Origin of the sequence: Roseovarius ramblicola (assembly GCF_042430665.1) — a bacterium.
In the GTDB taxonomy this organism is placed as follows: Bacteria; Pseudomonadota; Alphaproteobacteria; order Rhodobacterales; family Rhodobacteraceae; genus Roseovarius; species Roseovarius ramblicola.
Genome location: NZ_JBHMEC010000021.1, coordinates 1 through 899, shown reverse-complemented (window position 1 = coordinate 899; position 899 = coordinate 1). Strand labels below are relative to the sequence as shown.

General features: G+C 67.1%; 1 protein-coding gene. It reads right to left on the bottom strand.

Translation table 11 applies throughout. The features are described 5' to 3' along the window. Positions 1-899: hypothetical protein (locus ACFFU4_RS14510; protein WP_377070527.1), on the bottom strand; the 899-nt coding region annotated here is incomplete at both ends.

The following is an 899-nucleotide window of genomic DNA, read 5'->3' as shown; positions in this document are numbered from 1 at the left end:
CGCAGATGGTGCGACCGCCAGTTCGACGAGTATTCCATTGTCACCGGAGGGCTGCGACATGAAAAAATAGGTCGATATGGCCTGGATCACGCCGTCCAAGGTGCCATCCCCGGCCACCGGTGTGTCGTGCGCGCGCGGGTCATCGTCCACGCAGGTCACCGGCGCATAACCGTCGCGCTCCTCGCCCACCTCCTGCACGATGAGGCGCATCTGTTGCGTGGAGGCGGGGCCGATCACGCCGCGGATCGGCTCGTCGCGGGCGGGGCTGCGCGCGATCCAGACGCGGGGATCGCCCCCGTAATCGGCCACCACCCGGTCCATTTCTTCCTGTGCGATGGTCACGGCCTCGAAAGGGACCGACCCATCCGGCACGGTGATGGCAAAGGGCCCGATCACGCTGCCATCCGGGGCCGATAGCATCATCAGGATCTGTTCGGTCGTGTCGAAAGGGTCCACCATGCGCCCCAGTTCGATCGACAGCCCCTCCCACGCATCGACGGACACCGCCACGCCGTCGGTCATCTCCGAATGCGACAGCGCGATCGGATCGCCCCGCAAGAGCAGCCGGTTTTCCAGTTCGGCTTCAAAGGACACCGTCACCGAGCGGTAGCGCGAGGCGCGAAAATCATGGCCGACCTCGCGCAACAGATGATCGCGGGCCACGATCCCGAAATACCGCTCGCGGCGCTCGCGCCCCGAGAACGCGCCGACGGCGATCTCGCCGGGCCTCCAGGTGCGCTCATCCATGAACTGCGCGACGAGCCGCTCCGGGCGCTCGCTTACAGGCAGGCGGGGCCGGATGCTGAGGCTGCCGCGCCGGATGTTGCGTTCGGAGAAAAGCTGCCGGGGTATGGGCTGCGGCGTGTCCCGCCACAGGCGGATGCGCCGCCCGATCTGAT